Below are 18700 nucleotides of genomic sequence, written 5' to 3'. Positions count from 1 at the left end.
GCTAACCACACAGCACCGCAGCACTGGCAGGATCAAGTACGATAAGACCAGCCAGAAGCAAATCCATCTCTGGCTGAAGCCGTGCTTTGTCGGTTTCGCTGCGGGTGGCTTTTATACGCAACAGTCTGAGGCGACGCGATTTCACTTCAAACAGCAGCGCCGGTGTCCACTGCGTAAGGGTGATTGATTCCGCCGCACCATCAAGTTCACCCAGCAGATGCAGCGCCAGTTCATTCCTGCCCTTCTGCTCCGCCACGCGAGCCATCAGCAGACGCAGCAGCCATTTGTCTTTCGTGGAGTCCGTACCCGGGCGTGTCTGCAGCCAGTGGAGTGTGGCATCCAGGCCATCCGTATCTGCTTTTTCCAGCGCTTCCGGCTCGAGGGCCAGGATATCGTTATCCTCCACGCTCACGGTACTGACCTGCTCATCACGCCAGCCGGACATATCGTCCAGTACGCTCTGGTTTATCCAGTTCAGAGTGACCTCATCGGCAAACGGCGTACCGTCATTAAAGGCCAGCGTTTCAAGCCCGGTGAGGCGTCGCAGCAGCCCTTTCAGATCGGCGATGATAATGTCGGCCAGCACATCTTGCCCCAACTTCACCAGAGCCTGATGGATATACCACTGCAAATCCAGCCAGAGGTGGTTGGCGCCACGCGAGAAGGTGCTGTCCGCATGTTCCAGTATCTCCAGCCAGCTCTGCTGCAGGTACAACCGTTTGAGCATGGCCCTTTGGTCAGCACGCGGCGGTTCAATGCGCGTTTTCCCCTCGGCATCAGGTGCAGGGATCGCTCTCAGCGTGTCATGACGCAGGCTTTTCATCAGCCGGTGTGCGGAAAGCCATCCATCGGGTTGTTCACGCAAATACCCCGCAAGGGTACGGGCCTGAGTCAACAAATCCTGACCGGACGTGATGCGGCTCAGGGCTGGAGCGTCATGCTCTGTCGTGTGTGCAGAGGTCTGTGACTGAGGGGTGTTACTGGCGTTCTGTGGAACCAAAGCATCCACGCCACCGGCCTTCATCAGGCGGGACTCCAGCGCGCTGTAAAGCGCATTCAGATCCGGACAGGACGCTTCTGGCTCAGCGTCCAGACTGCTGTGGATGAGCAGCAGCGCACCGGTAGTGCGCATAGCATCGTCGCGTACCACTTCAGGCCACAAGGACAGACTATCAAGCAGACGAGAGCCTGCAAGCCACTCCAGCGCCGGTTTACGGCTTCGCTCCCGCTGCGGATAAAGCTGTGCTCCGTAGCGTTGCAGTAATCCCGCCAGCAGTTCAAGCCCTTCGGCAAAGCCAGCTTCTCCGTCCTGGTGCAGACGGGCCCAGCAGTAATAGGTCGCAATACGGATATCTTTGGCGGTGGTGGTCAGCAGTTTTTCAGCAAGCGTACAAATCAGCCCGGTATCGATGCCGGAGAGTTTATTGACCTCCTCTCTTATACGCTGGAAATCATCGTCATATCCCGGCTCTTCCCCAGCAGGACGGGTATCGCTGATAGGGGAAAGCCAGGGATGCCAGCGTTCCGTGCGCGCCTGCGCCTGCTGCCGCAGCTCAGTTTCGTCCGCCTGACAAGCGGCAACCAGATTCTGAAGAGTGCTCATTATTCGATTCCATCCATGTCACTGATTTCCGTATTGGCCATCAGAGCCTGGGCCGTGGCCGCGCTGTCAACGCTGAAAATCTGGTCCGGCAGCGTGAAGCCGCGCAGTGCCAGTAATGCCAGCGGCCCGCTGCCCAGCTGTGAACGCAACACCCACTGCAGCGTACTACCATCCGGGGCGGTAAAACTCACCATCCACTGACTGCGGTCAAGCTGCTGCCGTTTGCCCTGATCCAGCCAGCGAATAAAGCCCCAGGTCCCTCGGTAATCCCCGAACAGACGCGCGCCTGCATTGACGGAGGTCCATGTCAGCATCGTTCCTGGTTTGTAAGTGTCCCCCGGCCAGCGGAAGCTTTGCCAGTCGGCCATCTGGTTGAAGTAGTGCAGCTTTTGTCCATCAATTGTTAGCTGCGTCTCCACTACCCGCGGCACAGGACGCGCCTGCAGATCAAAGCTGATGCCCTGACTACCATCGGTAAACAGAATGTCTGACAACTCGCTCAGTTGGTTAATGGCCCGCAGGAAGGCCGGGTTAAAGCTCAGCCCCTGGCTGTTGACCTTATCCGGTACCCACTGGCTGCCTTCTTTGTGAAGCACTCCATTGAGTTCTGTGGTCAGGAATCGATCTATGCGCCCACTGTCTTTACGGATAAACTCTGCCAGCATCGGCAAAGAGGCGTCACTCTTGCTCGCAGCGAACGGGAAGCGCCCGTCAAAGGCGGTGCGCCAGTTCGCCGCCACGGAGCGGCTCCATTTGTCATTCAGGCTCGCCGCCGACGGCTGGAGTACGGTCTCCCAGGCCTGGGTCAGCGGCTGCACAAACATCGTGCTACCAAAACCACTCCACTCTTCACCAAGGCTTGCCGAAATCAAACTGCCATATTGCTGGGTGTCGGTCAGATCCACACTTTTTCCCTGAAATACGGTCTGCGCCAGGGTTTGCATCATCTCCTGCGGATCTGAGGCACTGGCCACCTGCTGCAAGCGAAGACGCACGCGGGTGATACGGGTCAGATAGGTCTGCAGGCTCAGTGAGTTGTCAGCCGACATGACGTTGCTGCCCGTGTTTTTGCCGAGAAGCTGAAGCAGCGGACCGAAAGTTTCATCCAGTGGTCCCTGTGGACCTGTCGCAGACTGGTCAATTGCGGGTTTGTCTTTTCCACCAACCAGATCTTTTGCCGATTTGATAATGGAGTCCGAAAGGCCTTCGCTTTGCTGGCCGGTCTGCCCCTGCCAGGCGATGGTGTTCATCAGGGCAATCAGTGGAGACTGGCGGATATCACTCATTAGCGTCAACTGGTCGGTCACATCGGCAATATTGTTCGCAGAATTCCAGCGCAGACTGTTAAGGAAGTTCAGCCAGCTGCCGGCAAAGTCAGTGAAGTAACGCTCTGTCAGGCGTGCTTTGAGCGCTTCCGGCGACATGTCCGCCGATACGGCTTTACGGGAATCGCTCAGCACCCAGTCGATTTCATCCCGTCGGGAATTTGCGGCCTTTTCGATGGCCTGCTGAATCCCACCTTCCCATGCCTGACGGGTGAACATGCCCGGCACCACTTCCTCGGTGGTGAACAGTCGCCGCGCATCGGTCCCGCTGGTCATGTCTTCCAGAGACACATCGGCAAAGTTACGACGCACGGATTTGAGCATATTCTCGTACAGCGTGCTTTCTGCATTCCGGCGGCCAATCTGCTGTAACAGCACCTGGCGGCTCTGGCTGACCAGCTGTTCATCCGGCTTGATTTTCCACTGTGGCTGCTTTGGCAGTTCAGAGATATAGAAGGACCATAAATCCGGCGACAGGCTTTGCCACAAACTGGTGGAAACACCCATTCGTGTCGGCTGCACGGTTTTCATAGCTTGTGCATAAAACGCGCCGTCGACTTTATCCGGACGGGCCATCATCAGCCAGGCTTTAAGCTGGTCATAACCTGGTTTCGCCAGCTGTGCACGCTGGTCGCTGTTTGGCGCTGAGTTGATCAGGGCGGTGAGCTTTTGCGCCAGGGCAGCATTTGCCGGGTCGCGTATTAGCCGGTTATTCGCCACGCCGTACCAGGGCAGCATTGAGTTGAGCAACTGCTGATTATGGTCAAGACCGAAGCGCTGATACCACGGTGTGCCCTCCTGAACATTGTGCAAAAGGCGGCCTGCATCGTTTCGCAATTCATACAATGCCGTCAATTGATAATCAGAAGAGGAAGGATGTTCCACCAGAGCTCTGGCTTTGTCCGATATTGAAGATATCTGCCCATAGTTCATAGCAAAGGAGAGCAATAGACCCGCCGCCCAGAGACCTACTACCGCCATGATGCTCCATGCCAGCGTCTGCTCCCAGGCCATACCCACGCGACGGCCACGTACCCGGGTGCAGTCTTCTGTTACTCCCTGCCATACAGCCGAAAGTGTCAGAGCATGTTTATATGCAGGTCTGACGTCGTGTTCTGTACTATTTTTGTCCCCCTCTTCACCAGGCTGCTCTGGCGTCGTGACCAGGCTGAACATCAATCCCCGTAACGGAACGCGTTGTTGTGAACTATAAAGCCACGGCACCAGACGGGATGACCAAAGTTTACTCCCCCCCTGCTCAAGCTGCCGGGCCAGTTGCAACAGAAAATCATACTGACGTTTTTCAGCAATCTGGGAAACCCCCTGTTCCCGCAGTTGAGGAAGCAGTTCATTGAGCTGTTTTGCCACATTCTCCGGCATCGCCCGCAACGGCAGGGTGATACCGACAGGCTGCGATTTACGTCCTGCCTGCGACCATTCGCTGCCACAAAGCTGCCACAACCAGACGGGAGCAGAATAGCGCAGCGCTTCACTAATTTTCTCAAGCCCCCGGAGGTCATTGTCGCTCATCTGTTGAGTAAGATTCTGACCTTCGCCTATCACCCTGACAATTCCATCCAGCGGCCGACCACGGCGCAGTTTACGCAGAAAGACATATTTTTCACTTTCCGCCTCGGGGGGCAGGCTACCGCCGTGTATCAGAACAGTGCGATCCCCTTCAAGCCACTGGCTTTCCTGCAAACCTGGTACAAGCTGTTCAATTGCCGCTTCATCGCCAGTTACTAACACCAGGCGGATTTTGCTTCGCCAAAAAAATCCATAACGTCGATAGAGATAAGCCTTTACAGAGTCCTCTTTGTTGGGTTTTTTATATTTATTACGAAAGTTGGTTCTTCCGGATTCTCCTACCCTATTCGACTGAAAACGAGGCTCTCTTTGATAGAACCACACGCCGAAATTCATCAGCATCAAGAATACTGAGAATAAAAACATGCATAAGAACCAAAGGCTCATCTTTTCTTTAGGTGATATCCATCCAAAGATACCTCCATAGTAATAACATCCGATAAAAGTCAGAATACCAAAAATAATGAGGCAAGAGATAAGGCCAATTACTCTCCATCTTGCTGAGATATTCAATTTAATGCTCCCTGCCATTATCAGACGGTTTAACAACATTAAAGACATAATCATTGCCAACACTGGCGATCATCAAAATCGGCTCTTTGTTTTTTGCAGATATAAAAAAGGCCAGAACAAACACCAACCAGAAATGGATATCCCCTAATTTACCCAGCATTAGATCTAAATGCTGCGTCTCATACTCCCATCCAACATTCATAGATATGCATGAGGTTCTTAATACATCTGAAACACCCCGGACGTCGTCCACATTCATGTTACTAAAGAGTACTCTTGACGACCTGAGAACATCTGGCTGATAAGTAATCATGTAGTCAAACTCTTGCTTAGTTAAAGCTTTACTGCACGTCATAGGTCGTAAAGCCATACCAGAACATTCTTTTTCAAGTATTTTCTCTTGATTAGTCACAACCAAAATCGAGGCAAACTCTGTTGCATCAGGATAATACTTTTCAATACCTTCAACATTTGCAGATATTATTATTGACACCCGGCCGACTTTAATATTGGATAGCATGTCAAAATTTTGCTCTAGCGTACCATCCCAAAAATAATAATTATCTAAGCAACTTTCAGAAAGACCAATTGCAGCCCAACATTCTTTAAAGGTAGAGAAAGTAATGCAACTTCTACCATGAGTAAATATAACATCAAATACACACGATTTACTTAGCCTTATCAAAGTTGTTCTGACAGATGCTAACAACTCATAAATCAGTTGTTCTTCAGTGTATGCATCATTATTGTGACCGCGCAACTTCAATTGTTGCTCATTATATATATCAACAAAACTAGACGATGCTATATCTATTTTTGATACCACGGGAGGAAGAAATAAATTACAGGTTGAGATATGAAACTTTTTACTGGCCCATTCAGTCCAGTTTTCCTTGGTTATTTCCGCCTCATGCTCTCTCGCTTCGAAGGCGGACAAACAAACACCATAATAATAAACCCTAACAGAAAGCAGAACGCAAAATACAAATAAACATAGAGCATACAACAAGAAAAATAATTCCAACAATTCGTTCCCTTCTTCAGGAAGAATTATTTTAGCCCCTCCCCAAATTATCCCTAAAACCGCTAAAACACATAAAAAAGATAAAAACCATCTTCTCCATTTTATTTCCTGGACTTTGTCGCCAGGAGGAATTATCTGTAGCGGCCAACTCATATCTTTCTCCATCGCTGGTAATGGCGCACCTTTCTAAAACTATAAAAAATTTAACAACGTTCACTATCAACTCTGAATTTTGCATCTGCGTATGACTGGAGGTTTTATTGCGAGTATTAATTAGATACTTATCAAGCACCTAATCCAGATAGAATGGTCGCTGTGAGAGCAACACATCAAGTCCAAACTCAGTAATATCATTATCAGATAGAGAAAATGATGAATAAAAATACCGCAACGCGGGATATAATAATTTAACCGCCTCACATTCACTGAGTTTGTCGACGACGTTCATTTTTCGGTATGCACGTAAAATATTATTAACAATCGACACTCTATTTATTTCTTCCAGATCGGAAGCGGTTAGCCCAAGGGAGTAATTTAATTTTCTCTTGCATTCGCCATCACCATCCACAGCATGAACAACACCATCGCCATTAAGATAAGTCCATGTATCAATATTGCTCAACAACTGTTGCTTTTGCCAACTATCCAGAACACACATCAACGGACTAAATACTGATGGGTCAAAATAACGAAGTAATATATCACCAACCGATTGAATCGATTGCACTGAAAATAAAGCAATTTGCTCAGCAAGCTGCTCTCCTGTTAATTCTGTCGAGATCCATGCACAGACGCTACGTCCTTCTCCTGAAGCAAGCCGCTCTATTCTCAACTCATTTAAAGAATGATAAATGCTACTATTAAATAACTCTTCATCCTTTTCATCGTTTGTAGTAAGAGAAAATAGATAAAGTGGCAAAGTGCCGCGAAACTCACTCTGATGGAATGTAACAGAATAAGATTCATGCTTTTCAAGCAAATCATATAAAAAAACATCTGACTGATATTGTTTTAATGATGAATCTATCAAAAGAAAGCATCTTCCACTTTTACCAAAAGCAGCATTGGTGATTTTAATTTTTATATTTTGAAAAAAATCATTATACATAACCACCCCTAATGAGACTTATATTGAAAAAACCCTGTTATAACTATTAAAAACACTATCCATGTGAGTAAAAAATATATCTTCACTTATTCTAATTAAGTATATTTTTTTATTTATTGAAATCAGAACTCACTAAGCAAATAATTCATATAGACACGCACATTTGAAATGAAAAAACCAATCTCCATATCAATTACGATCAAGCCGCTCAATCCTTTCAATAGTTCAAAAGGATGACCCAAATATATTTATGTTAATTGATAGCAAAAATGCGCTCCTCTAAATAAATTTCCAAACACGCATTTCTTACACCATATCTGCAGCTCTTCGTCTGAAATCCAGGTCTCCACAACATGCAGCAAAGTTATTGCCACCATCACTTCCCAGGTCACTAAAATCGCCAGAACTCTGACTCCAAAATATCTGTAAACCTTCCCATTATATATTTCCGTTAGTTTACTTATAATAAAAAGAAACAGAATATTCGCTTTCTTAATTAATAGCAATACCAGTATTCAAATAAGTAGCCAAATTTACGCGTTGGCCGTGGAGTATGAGAGCGGCTTGATGGCTCATGCCATTTTCCTTTTTTTCTCTGAAGCTTCTCTCTTTTCTTAGTTATTTCTTTCAGGTTCACACGGGTAACGTCCTTCATTTCCAGCAACTGAAATATTTCCTCAGTCAGCTTGCAACAGGTGGAGAAATAGGATTTATAAGCAGCGATTGCAATCGCTCCAGTAAAAAATAAAAGCCAGCCCTAACATCATCATGAGAAAAAAATATTCCTTCCAAAAATCCAACTCTCCCCAACCCTCTTCATTCAAAGACTTAACAAGGCAAACAGATGCAAACATAAACATGATTATAGCTGTTAAAATAAACATATTTTTAATCCGCCAAAGCATATGCGCAATATGCCCCATATCACATTTCGGACATACAGACACTATCCGCTCTTCCGGTAACGCAATGGCATAAACCTCATAATGATCATGCTGCCATTCAACAATCATGTCCACATCATCGCCAGCCTGAACACAGGTAACCCCCACCCAGCCGCGGAAGGGCTTGCCATTAATTAGCCCCTGCACATATTCTGCCGAATCATTCGAAGATTCGCTTTCAGCCATCATTACAGCACCGACTCCCGGGCTCCCTGCAACAATCGCCGCTGCCGCCACCGCACCTCTCTGCCCATCAGTTATCTCAGGCACTGAGTGGGTCCGGTAGGCATCGGCACCAAAATACTCCCTGAATCTCTCATACCGAAAAGCTTCCAGGTGCCCTGAAATTTTCTCCAGAGGACCATAAGGCGGCAATACCGGCGGAGGGGGAAGCTCCCGCGTCCACGGCCTGCCGTTCATCACTTCGATTTCCTGTTTTGTTCGCAGGTCTGATAATTTCTCTGGCTCAACAAACCAGGAGCATATCTGATGCTGCGCTTCTGAATTCATGAAATATCCTTTATCGCTGCTTCCAGGGCTTTATTCTGGTCTGCCACACTGCGGTTGCATGGTGCTGCGCCAAACACGCATTTCTCACACCATATCTGCAGCTCTTCGTCTGAAATCCAGGTCACCACAACATGCAGCAAAGTTATTGCCACCATCACGTCCCAGATCACTAAAATCGCCAGAACTCTGAATCCACTATATCTGTCTGCCATTTTTCAGAAATACATTTTGCACCAGAGACATGACTAATGGAGTTTGTTTTACCATCGCAAATTCGCACTCGGCATTACAATAATGACAGGAATCACAACTGTATTTTATTTAGCTAGTAGTAAAACCAGCTTTCATCGGAATAAATGAACTTCCCGCTGGGACAGGCTGGTTTGCTTTTATCATTTGGGTCATGCCATCTTCCATTATCTTTTAATTGCTGCTCACGTTGTTTTGTCAGCTTGTTGAGATTTACTGTTGAAACATCCATCACCCCCATCAAATGAAAAATTTCCTCTGCCAGTTTACAGCAAGTGGAAGCACAGGCTTTATAAGCAAAGAATGCAATTAACCCTGAGACCCCCATCCCTCCCAAAAACACCATAACATACAACCAAAAATATATGGTTATAAATGACACAAGCCCCTGCCAGGCACCATCAATCACTTCACTAAGAACTCCCGTAAAAAGTATCATAAAAAGAAGAATTCCCGTGAGAATAAACATATTTTTAATCCGGCAGAGCATATGCGCAATATGCCCCATATCACATTTCGGACATATGGATACTATCCGCTCTTCCGGTAACGCAATGGCATAGACCTCATAATGGTCATGCTGCCACTCGGCGATCATGTCTACGTTATCTCCCGCTTTTAGTCGGGTTACCCCCACCCAGCCGCGGAAGGGCTTGCCATTAATTAGCCCCTGCACATATTCTGCCGAATCATTTGAAGATTCGCTTTCAGTCATCATTACAGCACCGACTCCCGGGCTCCCTGCAACAATCGCCGCCGCCGCCGCCGCACCTCGCTGCCCGTCAGTTACCTCCGGCACAGAGTGGGTCCGGTAGGCATCGGCATCAAAATACTCACTGAATTTCTCATAGCGAAAAGCTTCCAGTTGCCCTGAAATTTTCTCCAGAGGACCATAAGGCGGCAATACCGGCGGAGGGGGAAGCTCCCGCGTCCATGGCCTGCCGTTCATCACCTCAATCTCCTGCTTTATACGCAGGTCTGCTAATTTCTCTGGCTTAACAAATCGGGAACATATCTGATGCTGCGCTTCTGAATTCATGCTATATCCTTTATCGCTGCCTCCAGGGCTTTATTCTGGTCTGCCAAACTGCGGTTGAAGGGTGCTGCGCCAAATACGCATTTCTCACACCATACCTGAAGCTCATCATCCGATATCCAGGTCACCACCACCTGCAGCAAAGTTATTGCCACCATGGCTTCCCAGGTCAGTAAAATCGACAAGATTCTGACTCCAAAATATTTTTTTACCAGTTTGTCGGCTATATATTTACCACCTAATCCGATTATTTTTGATACTTTCTCTTTACTTTTAACTTCTAAAACAGAACTTATAGCCTCCAGCAGAAGACCAACTGATTTTGTGACAGCAAGGGCATCCACAATTGTTTTCAACCCCATCACACCCATCAGGCAAAAACGATTATTCTGAAACTCGGACCGTAATGAACACCAATCCGTGTATAACGAAATCGCCGAAGCAAACCCACCTGCAGCCGCCCCAACGCCCTTGACCCATGCTACCGTAAGCTTACCGGCTTCCAGCCCTTTTTCTATTGCCGGTAAAATAACCGTCGTCCCCTGGCTCACTATCGCCAGACCGCTGGCCAGCAGGCTCGCCAGCGGCTTCTTCTCATCCCTGACCTGTCCGCACAGGTAGATAAAATCCATCGCGTTCAGCACCAGCAACAGGCTGTTTATCCGTGCCAGCCGGTATTCGCCCCTGCCTTTTTCTGTTGAAAAATACTCTTCCAGCCTGCTGCTCATCCTCTGTCTATTCGCGGTGACGTCATTCCGGTTTGCCATAAAGCGTTCGCTGTGGCGGATACCTTCCAGCACCGTCTGGCGTAACGCCGGGGCATCCCGGAGGTACTCATTCACTAACGTGTGGACGGTCTCTGACGGTATCCCTGCTCTTACCATAAATATCAGCCTGAACGCCGTGGTTGCCAGCTTCTCGCCCGCCTTATCCACCCGCAGAATACGGCTTATCCTGTCTCCCACCGTGACAATAAACGCATCCGTACTGAAGAGCTGCACTTCCAGTTTGCTGGCATTTTCCTGCAGTCCCTTCACCACCGTGGACAGCGATTTCTGGTAATACCCCACCAGATTTTTCATGTTGCCGACCTGCTGCATCAGGGCGGCCGTCATGGCGGTCGCCGTCAGCGGAGAGACGTCTTCGTCTTTTTTTGCTTTTACCGTTGCCAGATACGGCTCCAGCTCGCTGATTAACTGCGGGCTATTGGCCGCCACGTGCCGCCACAGCAGGTTCTCACGGTTTTTAGCGCTGTACGTCTTCCACCAGCCGTCTATCTTTGCGGCACCTGCCGGACAGCTGTTAATCCCGTGCATCGCCATCCCCACCGCTGACTGGTAGAACAGCCCTGCCCGCTGCGCCTCACAGTGTAAATCATCCAGTACTGCCAGCAGCAGCGGCGCACTGAGCCAGTTCACCACGCTGACGATACGCTTCTGGAAGATAGCGTTAACCGTGTCAACCAGGCTCGTGTAGCAGGTATCAAAATTCGCCTGTCGGGCAGTGTTGAGCTTTTCCTGATAGGGTACCCAGCTTCTGGCCCGGGCATCAGTAAAGTTCTGTGGGCGTTCCGCCAGCTCCTTATCCACCTGCGCTTTAATGGCTGCTACCTTCTGCTGGTGAAGCGCCAGCGGCTCCGGCGGATCCAGCAAAACATTTTCCGGGTAAGTGACTGTCACATTTTGTGCGCGCCACGCCCTGACCAGCCTGTCGTCAGCTCTTATTTGCGTCAGTACGTCTGGCTTGCCCTGAAAACGTTGCTCCAGCGTTTTCAGACGGGCATCAAGATATTTATCCGACAACATCGCGCTTCCGGGCTGAGCAAATCGCTCCAGCACCTCCTCACCACGTGCCTGCGCTTTGTCAGCCAGCATCGTTTTTAATGCATCAAGACTGGTTTTTGTGGCGAACTCAAGCTCCCGCTCCTGCAGAAACTGCGCCTGACGCCCCAGCACATCCTGACTCCACCCGTTTAGCTCATGGACAATCCCCACCGGATCCCAGAGTGGAAGCAGCAGCGGCGTCATCCCCTTACTTCGGTTTTGCATGGCCGTAACCGTCGCCGCTGCACAGCCGCTGCGTTTTTTTGCCCAGGGATACAGGCTGGACTGCATTTTCACCACATCATTATTGACCCGCCAGGGATCATCCACCGTCGGATCCCAGAGCGACGATACCCGGCTGACATTTACAATTTTCGCATCATCCGGACCGGGCAGCAGCCCTGAAACAGAAGGCATCTGATAGTCCAGCACCTGGTTCAGGCTTGCTTCTGTGACATCGCTCCCTGTTTTGGTGCGCTGGGCCCCCGACACCGAAGGTATAACTTTCTGCATTCTCTCACTGCGGACTTTGGAGTCTGAGCGGTACCGTTCAAGCGTCTCCTGTTCCCACGGATACTGGCTGAACGCAAACCACACATTGCCGCACTTATCCGGTGACTCAATGCTCATAAACTCAACGTTTTGCGCAATATGTTCGCCCGTTTCACACAGCGCCTTATCCACCGGGGCGGGGTTAGATGCCACCTGCTGCAGCCACAGTGAGCCATCCGGCGCAACGCTGTAGCACTGCCAGTAATGGGTGCCCTGTTTCCCTTTTTCATAGAAAACGTAAAGATAACCCTGACGAAGCGCACGGAGGGTGTACTTTTCGTTATTGTCAAGGGCAATGCCGGTAATGCACGGATCGTTCGCCCATCCCGGTAAAGCAGTATTAATATTTTCCGGCACAACGGCATAGCGTACGGGCAGTACCGTCAGGCCTTTTGTTGTGCATAATCCCTGACATGCCATATTCACGTCCTTTATTCAGTAAGCCTGAAAATAAAAACGGCTTAATTAGCCAGTGAAAAAATTAGAGCCTGCAATCACCTTATGGCCGGAACACTGGCAAAGCACACGGTCCTGATCCTGAACCAGAAGTATGCCATTACTGACAATACCCACGGCAGTGGCCTGGATGGGGAATGTCCCTTTACAGACAGTACAGATAGCTTTATCATTATTTTGCGCCACCTGCCTTCCCCCACTGAAATAACTCGCAGTTGCAGAAATTATTTTTCCATTACTCGTACTGTCACCCAAAACAGCTAATTTTCTTGTCATCTTTTTCCCCTCAGTTATTAGCTAAGCATAACTACAGCCCCTTGCTGTTGGGCTGCAGAAATGATCCCAGCTTTGCAGCCAGAAGGTAGCGAAAGCGTTGAATTTAAAGTCGCCGCAGACTGCTGTTGAACTGCAATGCATTTCAACGTAACGTTTTTCCCAGTACCAACTTCAACCCCCGCATCACTTAACCGTATAAATGACCCACCACAAACCAAAAAGATTTCTTTCTTAGCTGATATAACAACACTGTTGTCTGAACTGGCGACTGAAAGATTTTCTTTAGCAAATAAATTCAGTGCGTCAGACTGTGCCTGAATGTCTACTTTTCCCTCTGAGGCATACATTTTTATTCCCAGTTTATGTGCAAATAAGCTCAGAATATCGCCCACCGCCAGAGTAAATTTTTTGGCAATGCTAATATCTGCATTTTGCCCAGCAGTAACAATTAGATTTTCCCCCGCCGAGACTTGTACACTCGCTGGAGTGACCTGCGCAATTCCTGAAGGAGCGGACAGAAGTAACGCTTGCTGCTTAAGATCACTAAGCGTTTGATTCATTAATGCTGTCTGTTTCTCAAGGTCGGCTAATTCCGCCTGGGCTGCCTGAGCGGCGTGACGTAATCCAGAAGTCACCTCTCTGGCAGCGTCAAGTTCTTTGAGCGCAGCCTGCATTTCGCGCTGAAGTCCTTGCGCCTTTGTCTGCCCGTCAGCGCTGATAAACAGCCCTTTCTGCGCCCGTATCGCGCCCCAGCTGTCCGTCCTGAGCTCAAACCCCTCACCACGCTGCTGTTTTTCGCTGTCGACCAGGTGACCGAGATTCAGCTGGCTCTTGCCACCGTACTCGGTGCTGACCTTGATATGCTCTTTTCCGCGCTCGTCATCAAGGCGGATTTTGTTGTTCGCCGGGGTACGCAGGACGTTGCGTTTGTAATTACGGATAGTGACGTGGTCGCCGTGGGCCGAGTCGTGCAGCACGCCGGAGATGTACGGCCTGTCCGGGTTACCGTCCTCAAAGCCAATCGCCACTTCGGCGCCCGCCAGCAGCGGCAGGTGCAGGCCGTAGGTGTCGCCGGCATACGGGCGGGACTGGCGCACCCACAGGCTCTCGAACCCGGTTTCCCAGCTGTCCCTGTCAAACAGCATGTTGACGCGGTAGCGGCCGTCCTTATCGATATGGCCGTAGGTGTCATTTTCGGTGGTGCTGGTGACGCGTGCCGGCAGCGTCCCGGCCATCACCGGGCGTGAGCCAGGTTCCGGGCGGAAACCAAAATCGGTGCTGTCCGGAATGCCGTAAAAATCAACCGCAAAGTCCTTATCACGGCGGGCATATGTGTGCATCGCCGTGATAACCACGCCATGCGCAAACACGTCAGCCACTTCATACCCGCCGGTGACTTTCAGCAGCATCCCCGGAGAGAGCGCCGGACTGCTGGTGATGGCCCGGGTCTGCGTCTGGCCATTCAGGTAACGCTCATGCCGGATGCGGGCATAAAACGCACCGGACTCGGGCGCCGGATTGAGGTCATACGCGCTGCCCGGCGTCAGATAATTATCGGCATAGTGGTACGCTTCCCCGTACGTGGTCGCGTCCCCCCGGGTGACGTCAACCAAAGTATTCATATTCTCCGTGGCCTGACGGTAGTTGTAGTCGCGGGTGCTGACCTGCTTCTGCACCACGCTGTGATGACTCTCCATCCCCCACACCGAGTCCACACCCTGTGAATGCTGGCCGGACGGCGGCACCGACGGCAGGCTCAGGCCTTTCTCGTAACCCTGCTGGCTGTCGTAAAATTCCACCACATCAATATTCAGGCGCGTGTCGGTGGTGAAGCGAAACCAGATGCCCACTTCGCCCAGCAGGCGGGTGATGAAGTGCAGATCGTCCTCGCCGTACTGCATCACCTGCTCACGGCGCGGATACTCTTTTGTGAGCGAGAACAGAAAATCCTGACCGCGCATGCCGTGACGCTCGCGCAGGATTTTCTCCACAATTTGCGGGACCGACATGTCCTGGTAAATGGCGTTCTGGTGCGAACGGTCAAGCAGTGCCAGACGGGGCCGGAGCGTCAGGGCGTAATGGGTTTCATCTTTTGAGGTGCCGAGACGTTCAAAACCGGTCACCACTCCCTGAATCACCCGCAGCGGCTGCTGGATTTTGATACCGTAACCCTGGTCAACCGGGGCCTGCAGCGTCAGCGAGCCGGGCTTCATCAGCATCATCTCTTTGCTGATGCCGTGGTCGCGGCTGGTGAACTCAACACGGTAGCTGAATGGTCGGCTCAGGGCTTCGTCGCCAACAAAAGCCAGCACATCGGGTTCGGCTTCACAGCCTTTCACCACGAGCAGGTGGTGGTTGTGGCTGTATCTGATCGGAGGATTAGTGCTCATACGTTACCCCCTGACTCCATTCAAATTCCAGGCCGATCCCTTCTTCATCATCCCAGCCAAGGCGTAACGACGCTGGTTTCTGTTTTGCGGCCATGTGGGTGAGCAATTGCTGACTCAGCACCGGCAGAATTTGTTGATTCAGCAGACTGTCAACGTTACGCGCCCCCGTATCCGGCAGCAAGCAGGTTGTGGTCAGCGCGTCATAGAGACTCTCGTCAATTTGCGTGGTCAGCCCGTAGTGGCGGTGCAAGCGCTTGCTGACCTGTGACAGTTTCATTTCCACAATGGTACGCATGGCTGCTTCAGCCAGCGGACGGTAAATGACCGTCTGGAAGCGGGCGAGTAACGCGGGCTGGAAATGATCTCGCAGGATTGGGCGCAGCAGTTCATGGAGGTCCCCTTCGGTGACATTCGGCTTTTCATCGAGCAGCTGCATCAGGTAGTCGCTGCCAAGGTTGGAGGTCATGAGGATTACGGTATTGCGAAAGTCGATTTCGCGCCCTTCGCCGTCGCGCATAAATCCGCGGTCGAAGACCTGATAGAAGAGGTTCATCACGTCACGGTGCGCTTTTTCCACTTCATCCAGCAGCACCACGCTGTACGGACGCTTGCGCACAGCTTCGGTGAGGATACCGCCCTGGCCGTAACCCACGTAGCCCGGCGGCGAGCCTTTCAGCTGGGAAACCGTGTGCGCTTCCTGGTATTCAGAAAGGTTAATCGTAATGAGTGACTTCTCACCGCCGTACATGACATCGGCCAGCGCAAGCGCTGTTTCGGTTTTCCCCACGCCGCTCGGTCCTACCAACAGGAATACGCCCAACGGACCGTTCTCGGACGTAAGGCCTGTTTTTGCCGCACGCAGACGCCGGGCGATAGCCTCAAGCGCCACATCCTGCCCAACCACACGTTTACCGATTTCATTTTCCAGAGTCAGCAGTTCGGTCTGCTCGTCCTTCATCAGTGATGACAACGGCACGCCTGTCCAGTCGGCAATCACGTTGGCAACGGTGCGGACATCCACATCCAGGGAGAGCAGCGGGTTGCTGCGCTGCATCTCGTTAAGCTCCTGTTGCAGCCTGTGAGTCTCACGCTGGCGTGATATATCCTGACGGCTTTCGCGTAGCTGCTCGGTGAGTTTTATCTCCTGACCGTACTGGGTTTCCAGTTCGTCGAGTGTCACTATCTGGCGCACCTCTTCCTGCTCAATCTCGCTTAAACGCTCGGCATGACACTGATTGCCAATGGCGATATCTTCCAGTAACGCCTGCTTCTCCATGTCGAGCGCAGCGATACTCGCGCGAAGTCGGGTTAGCTGTTCCGGTACGGTGTCGAGGCTCATACGCACGCGTGCGGCAGCGGTGTCCAGCAGATCGACCGCTTTATCAGGAAGCTGACGCCCGGTCAGATAACGACGTGAAAGAGTAACTGCCGCACGAACCGCATCGTCGGTGATATGCACATTGTGGTGTTCGGCATAGCGGGATTTCAGGCCACGGAGCATCAGGCAGGCAGTGTCATCGTCAGGCTCATCCACTTTTACCATCTGGAAACGACGTTCCAGGGCGGCGTCACGCTCGAAGTATTGTTTGTATTCAGACCAGGTGGTGGCCGCAATAGTACGCAGTTCGCCACGCGCCAGCGCCGGTTTCAGCAGGTTGGCCGCATCTGCACCACCCGCCTGATTACCTGCGCCAATGATGGTATGCGCTTCATCAATAAAAAGCAGAACAGGTACAGGCGATTGCTGCACCGCGTCGATGACGTTTTTCAGACGCTGTTCGAACTCACCTTTCACGCCCGCGCCAGCCTGCAGCAGACCCAGGTCAAGGGTGCGGAGAGTGACCGTTTTGAGGGATTCCGGCACATTACCCTCGGTTATACGCAACGCCAGACCTTCAACCAGTGCAGTTTTCCCCACGCCCGGCTCGCCGACCAGGATCGGATTGTTTTTACGGCGGCGGGAAAGGATGTCCACCATCTGGCGGATTTCTGTGTCGCGGCCAAACACAGGATCGATCTTCCCTTCCTTCGCTTTGGCAGTGACATCAAGGGTGAATTTATCCAGCGCGTTCTGCAGCGCAGGGCTCAGTTCCCCCTCTTTCATTTCCACACCAGCCGGACGCCCGACAAATTCCATCTCACCACCGTGGTTCTGCGCCAGTTCAGCTTCGCGCTGCATTTCCAGACGTTCATCCGATTGCGCATCCAACAAAGGCCGCAGGCGCTCCAGCTGGCTTTGAGCAAGCGTTAACAACGGCCAAAGGCCGTCACAACGTGCCAGTTTTGGTTTTTCCACCAGGGCCATCAGCAGATGGACGCTGCGAATGTGCTCTTCGCTATTAAGGGAGGCAATCATCCAGGCTTCCTGCATCAGCGTCTGAATGGCATCAGACAGCTGGGGGCGATGGCGCACGGAGCGAGGTTGTCTGTCGAGCCAGCCAAGCAAATCCTGCCAGATGCCATCCATATCCCATTCATAGCGACGCGCCAACACCGTCAGGTCACCTTCCCCCTGCTCCAGCAGTTTTAGCAGCCAGTGCTCCGGCAAAATTTCCGCATGGGCGCGGGTCTGGCAGAGCGACGCCGCGCCTTCCATCGCACGGGCACAGTAAGGGTTCAGACGACGTAACAGGATGGCTGGATTTTCCATGAGATTCTCTCTTTGTCGGTTCCTGGACACGCTACCGCCCCTCGCTGTTCACCAAAGCGCATAAGGTCAGGCAGGCAGATTGTTTTTTCTTTGCTGAGTGCCCGCATCTCAGGCATTCAGCAAAAAACTGCGGACAGGAAAACCTGCCCGCATCAGGATTACGCCGTGGCGCGTTCGTTCCAGGAGTCGGAATGAATGATGTTGCCGTCTTTGTAGGTCCAGGTGATTTTTTCGTAACGCAGTTCAACGCGTTCAAGGTGGTTGTGCTTCTCTTTAGAAGGATCCTTGATGTCATACATTTCAGGATTCACTTTCACTACCTTCACGTTTTCCAGTTTGGTGTTGAAGTACTCCACTTCCTGGCCCGCGTCGTTGATTTTGTACCACTTGAACTCAGCGGATTTTAGGGTCTGACCCGTGGTCACCGCCTTGTACAGGTACGGGCTGGAGGAATCGATTTCCTTCGTGAACAGGAACGGCGTGTGGATGCGGGTGCCGGTCAGCTTGCCGGTATTGTTGTCGGTCGGGATGTACAGGTTATGCTCCTGTGCAACCACTTCGATGCTGCCTTCACGATCCTGAACGTCAACAGACCCTTTGATGTCCGCGCCGCCGTCGTCCTTCAGCCAAAGATAAACAGGAATTGCCATGTTA

12 protein-coding genes are annotated in these 18700 nt (G+C 51.2%); all 12 read right to left on the bottom strand.

The window, feature by feature from the left end:
* Position 1: 1 nt before the first annotated feature.
* The 12 genes from tssA to hcp all read right to left on the bottom strand — a co-directional run bounded on the left by tssA (position 2) and on the right by hcp (position 18696).
* A complete protein-coding gene (tssA, locus tag M2422_RS20720) occupies positions 2-1603 on the bottom strand; it encodes a type VI secretion system protein TssA (RefSeq protein WP_064672909.1) in 1602 nt (533 codons plus the stop codon).
* The gene (locus tag M2422_RS20715) at positions 1603-5046 is read right to left on the bottom strand and encodes an ImcF-related family protein (protein ID WP_231113497.1); all 3444 of its coding nucleotides are present in this window, start codon (positions 5044-5046) and stop codon (positions 1603-1605) included. The genes tssA and M2422_RS20715 overlap by 1 nt, the downstream gene beginning before the upstream one ends.
* Positions 5030-6205, bottom strand: a complete 1176-nt coding sequence (locus M2422_RS20710; RefSeq protein WP_064672911.1) for a hypothetical protein — start codon at positions 6203-6205, stop codon at positions 5030-5032. The genes M2422_RS20715 and M2422_RS20710 overlap by 17 nt, the downstream gene beginning before the upstream one ends.
* 139 nt (positions 6206-6344) lie before the next feature.
* Positions 6345-7160, bottom strand: a complete 816-nt coding sequence (locus M2422_RS20705) for a DUF4123 domain-containing protein (RefSeq protein WP_134211261.1) — start codon at positions 7158-7160, stop codon at positions 6345-6347.
* 710 nt (positions 7161-7870) lie between these two features.
* Positions 7871-8614: a putative type VI secretion system effector gene (locus M2422_RS20700; protein ID WP_064672913.1), complete on the bottom strand. Its 744-nt coding sequence runs from the start codon at positions 8612-8614 to the stop codon at positions 7871-7873.
* On the bottom strand, positions 8611-8826 hold the full coding sequence (locus M2422_RS20695; RefSeq protein ID WP_064672914.1) for a hypothetical protein: 216 nt from the start codon (positions 8824-8826) through the stop codon (positions 8611-8613). The genes M2422_RS20700 and M2422_RS20695 overlap by 4 nt, the downstream gene beginning before the upstream one ends.
* A 113-nt stretch (positions 8827-8939) precedes the next feature.
* Positions 8940-9902 carry a putative type VI secretion system effector gene (locus tag M2422_RS20690; protein WP_064672915.1) on the bottom strand — a complete coding sequence of 321 codons (963 nt, stop codon included), beginning with the start codon at positions 9900-9902 and terminating at the stop codon, positions 8940-8942.
* A complete protein-coding gene (locus M2422_RS20685) occupies positions 9899-12694 on the bottom strand; it encodes a T6SS effector BTH_I2691 family protein (protein ID WP_064672916.1) in 2796 nt (931 codons plus the stop codon). Before M2422_RS20685 ends, M2422_RS20690 begins: the two co-directional genes overlap by 4 nt.
* Before the next feature lie 45 nt (positions 12695-12739).
* Complete coding sequence (locus tag M2422_RS20680) at positions 12740-13006, bottom strand: PAAR domain-containing protein (RefSeq protein ID WP_064672917.1); 267 nt, start codon at positions 13004-13006, stop codon at positions 12740-12742.
* A 17-nt stretch (positions 13007-13023) separates the two neighbouring features.
* Entirely contained in the window at positions 13024-15396 is a 2373-nt protein-coding gene (locus tag M2422_RS20675) for a type VI secretion system Vgr family protein (protein ID WP_064672918.1), read from the bottom strand.
* Complete coding sequence (gene tssH / locus M2422_RS20670) at positions 15386-18046, bottom strand: type VI secretion system ATPase TssH (RefSeq protein ID WP_064672919.1); 2661 nt, start codon at positions 18044-18046, stop codon at positions 15386-15388. The genes M2422_RS20675 and tssH overlap by 11 nt, the downstream gene beginning before the upstream one ends.
* Positions 18047-18204: 158 nt before the next feature.
* On the bottom strand, positions 18205-18696 hold the full coding sequence (gene hcp, locus M2422_RS20665; RefSeq protein WP_023325816.1) for a type VI secretion system effector Hcp: 492 nt from the start codon (positions 18694-18696) through the stop codon (positions 18205-18207).
* Positions 18697-18700 lie beyond the last annotated feature (4 nt).

Origin of the sequence: Enterobacter sp. SLBN-59 (genome assembly GCF_024807915.1) — a bacterium.
Taxonomy (GTDB): domain Bacteria; phylum Pseudomonadota; class Gammaproteobacteria; order Enterobacterales; family Enterobacteriaceae; genus Enterobacter; species Enterobacter asburiae_B.
The sequence above is the reverse complement of the archived record's forward strand: the minus strand, read 5'-3'. Positions and strand labels throughout refer to the sequence as shown.